Here is a 3225-nt window from a genome sequence, read left to right as displayed (position 1 = left end):
TGCTCATTTGTTGTTATAGTGTGTACTCACTTAAATTTAAACGTTGGCGCTTTGTTTTGTTCAGTTTTCAAAGAGCAATCTTTGTCGTTTCTCTCAGAAGCGACTTCATCATGTTAGCAAACCTTTTATAATTTGTCAACATTTTTTTGGTGGAGCCTAGCGGGATCGAACCGCTGACCTCCTGCGTGCAAGGCAGGCGCTCTCCCAGCTGAGCTAAGGCCCCATAATAGGTATTTGGGTATTCATGGTCGGGAAGACAGGATTCGAACCTGCGACCCCTTGGTCCCAAACCAAGTGCTCTACCAAGCTGAGCTACTTCCCGTCTATATGGCGCGCCCGAAAGGAGTCGAACCCATAACCTTCTGATCCGTAGTCAGACGCTCTATCCAATTGAGCTACGGGCGCGTATAGATATAAAATGGTGCCGAGGACCGGAATCGAACCGGTACGGTAGTCACCTACCGCAGGATTTTAAGTCCTGTGCGTCTGCCAGTTCCGCCACCCCGGCATATACGAAATGAAAAGTGGAGCGGAAGACGGGGTTCGAACCCGCGACCCCAACCTTGGCAAGGTTGTATTCTACCACTGAACTACTTCCGCATGGATAAAGTGCGGGTGAAGGGACTTGAACCCCCACGCCTTGCGGCGCCAGATCCTAAGTCTGGTGCGTCTGCCAATTCCGCCACACCCGCAAAATAATATAAATGGTGAGCCATGCAGGATTCGAACCTGCGACCCTCTGATTAAAAGTCAGATGCTCTACCAACTGAGCTAATGGCTCGTCCTACTCAAATAATCTGTAAATGAAACTGGTGCCGGCAAGAGGACTTGAACCCCCAACCTACTGATTACAAGTCAGTTGCTCTACCAGTTGAGCTACACCGGCATTATGGTAATGGTGGAGGATGACGGGATCGAACCGCCGACCCTCTGCTTGTAAGGCAGATGCTCTCCCAGCTGAGCTAATCCTCCATTATGAATAATGCTTGGCGGCGTCCTACTCTCACAGGGGGAGACCCCCAACTACCATCGGCGCTAAAGAGCTTAACTTCCGTGTTCGGAATGGGAACGGGTGTGACCTCTTTGCTATCGCCACCAAACAATAAAGGAATATCATTCCTTCAAAACTAGATAATAAGAAGGTTTTTTGCTTTTTTCAAGAACAATAAGGTTAAGTCCTCGATCGATTAGTATCAGTCAGCTCCACATGTCGCCACGCTTCCACCTCTGACCTATCAACCTGATCATCTTTCAGGGATCTTACTAGCTTACGCTATGGGAAATCTCATCTTGAGGGGGGCTTCATGCTTAGATGCTTTCAGCATTTATCCCGTCCGCACGTAGCTACCCAGCGATGCTCTTGGCAGAACAACTGGTACACCAGCGGTGCGTCCATCCCGGTCCTCTCGTACTAAGGACAGCTCCTCTCAAATTTCCTGCGCCCACGACGGATAGGGACCGAACTGTCTCACGACGTTCTGAACCCAGCTCGCGTACCGCTTTAATGGGCGAACAGCCCAACCCTTGGGACCGACTACAGCCCCAGGATGCGATGAGCCGACATCGAGGTGCCAAACCTCCCCGTCGATGTGGACTCTTGGGGGAGATAAGCCTGTTATCCCCGGGGTAGCTTTTATCCGTTGAGCGATGGCCCTTCCATGCGGAACCACCGGATCACTAAGCCCGACTTTCGTCCCTGCTCGACTTGTAGGTCTCGCAGTCAAGCTCCCTTGTGCCTTTACACTCTACGAATGATTTCCAACCATTCTGAGGGAACCTTTGGGCGCCTCCGTTACATTTTAGGAGGCGACCGCCCCAGTCAAACTGCCCGCCTGACACTGTCTCCCGCCCCGATAAGGGGCGCGGGTTAGAATTTCAATACAGCCAGGGTAGTATCCCACCGACGCCTCGACCGAAGCTAGCGCTCCGGCTTCACAGGCTCCTACCTATCCTGTACAAGCTGTACCAAAATTCAATATCAGGCTGCAGTAAAGCTCCACGGGGTCTTTCCGTCCTGTCGCGGGTAACCTGCATCTTCACAGGTACTATAATTTCACCGAGTCTCTCGTTGAGACAGTGCCCAGATCGTTACGCCTTTCGTGCGGGTCGGAACTTACCCGACAAGGAATTTCGCTACCTTAGGACCGTTATAGTTACGGCCGCCGTTTACTGGGGCTTCAATTCAAAGCTTCGCCTTGCGGCTAACCTCTCCTCTTAACCTTCCAGCACCGGGCAGGCGTCAGCCCCTATACTTCGCCTTGCGGCTTCGCAGAGACCTGTGTTTTTGCTAAACAGTCGCCTGGGCCTATTCACTGCGGCTTTTCCGGGCTATTCACCCTAAAAAGCACCCCTTCTCCCGAAGTTACGGGGTCATTTTGCCGAGTTCCTTAACGAGAGTTCTCTCGCACACCTTAGGATTCTCTCCTCGCCTACCTGTGTCGGTTTGCGGTACGGGCACCCTACATCTCACTAGAGGCTTTTCTTGGCAGCGTGGAATCAGGAACTTCGGTACTATATTTCCCTCGCCATCACAGCTCCGCCTTGATGGAAACGGGATTTTCCTCGTTTCCGGCCTAACTGCTTGGACGCGCATATCCAACAGCGCGCTTACCCTATCCTTCTGCGTCCCCCCATCGCTCAAACGATGTATAGGTGGTACAGGAATATCAACCTGTTGTCCATCGCCTACGCTTTTCAGCCTCGGCTTAGGTCCCGACTAACCCTGAGCGGACGAGCCTTCCTCAGGAAACCTTAGGCATTCGGTGGAAGGGATTCTCACCCTTCTTTCGCTACTCATACCGGCATTCTCACTTCTAAGCGCTCCACCAGTCCTTCCGGTCTAGCTTCAACGCCCTTAGAACGCTCTCCTACCACGGATACCATACGGTATCCATCCACAGCTTCGGTGTTACGTTTAGCCCCGGTACATTTTCGGCGCAGAGTCACTCGACCAGTGAGCTATTACGCACTCTTTAAATGATGGCTGCTTCTGAGCCAACATCCTGGTTGTCTAAGCAACTCCACATCCTTTTCCACTTAACGTAAACTTGGGGACCTTAGCTGGTGGTCTGGGCTGTTTCCCTCTTGACTACGGATCTTATCACTCGCAGTCTGACTCCCGAGAATAAGTATTTGGCATTCGGAGTTTGACTGAATTCGGTAACCCGTTGGGGGCCCCTAGTCCAATCAGTGCTCTACCTCCAATACTCTCATCTCGAGGCTAGC

9 tRNA genes, 1 rRNA gene and 3 other annotated features are annotated in these 3225 nt (G+C 52.0%); all 10 genes read right to left on the bottom strand.

Features of this window, described 5'->3' with window-relative positions:
- Positions 1–147: 147 nt before the first annotated feature.
- Positions 148–223, bottom strand: a tRNA-Ala gene (locus AC625_RS00405).
- A 22-nt stretch (positions 224–245) separates the two neighbouring features.
- Positions 246–322 (bottom strand) — tRNA-Pro (locus AC625_RS00400).
- A gap of 6 nt (positions 323–328) precedes the next feature.
- Positions 329–405: transfer RNA gene (locus tag AC625_RS00395), tRNA-Arg, on the bottom strand.
- A 14-nt stretch (positions 406–419) separates the two neighbouring features.
- A tRNA-Leu gene (locus tag AC625_RS00390) sits at positions 420–508 on the bottom strand.
- Positions 509–525: 17 nt separating this feature from the next.
- Positions 526–600, bottom strand: a tRNA-Gly gene (locus AC625_RS00385).
- 10 nt (positions 601–610) lie between these two features.
- Positions 611–692, bottom strand: a tRNA-Leu gene (locus tag AC625_RS00380).
- Positions 693–705: 13 nt separating this feature from the next.
- A tRNA-Lys gene (locus AC625_RS00375) sits at positions 706–781 on the bottom strand.
- A gap of 29 nt (positions 782–810) precedes the next feature.
- Positions 811–886, bottom strand: a tRNA-Thr gene (locus tag AC625_RS00370).
- Between the two features lie 10 nt (positions 887–896).
- A tRNA-Val gene (locus AC625_RS00365) sits at positions 897–972 on the bottom strand.
- 12 nt (positions 973–984) lie between these two features.
- A 5S ribosomal RNA gene (gene rrf, locus AC625_RS00360) occupies positions 985–1100 on the bottom strand.
- A gap of 79 nt (positions 1101–1179) precedes the next feature.
- Positions 1180–2048, bottom strand: a sequence feature (23S ribosomal RNA rRNA prediction is too short).
- A gap of 1 nt (position 2049) precedes the next feature.
- Positions 2050–2797 (bottom strand) — a sequence feature (23S ribosomal RNA rRNA prediction is too short).
- Between the two features lie 11 nt (positions 2798–2808).
- Positions 2809–3225, bottom strand: a sequence feature (23S ribosomal RNA rRNA prediction is too short).

The sequence above is a fragment of the Peribacillus loiseleuriae genome, from assembly GCF_001183985.1.
Taxonomy (GTDB): domain Bacteria; phylum Bacillota; class Bacilli; order Bacillales; family DSM-1321; genus Peribacillus; species Peribacillus loiseleuriae.
The sequence above is the reverse complement of the archived record's forward strand: the minus strand, read 5'-3'. Positions and strand labels throughout refer to the sequence as shown.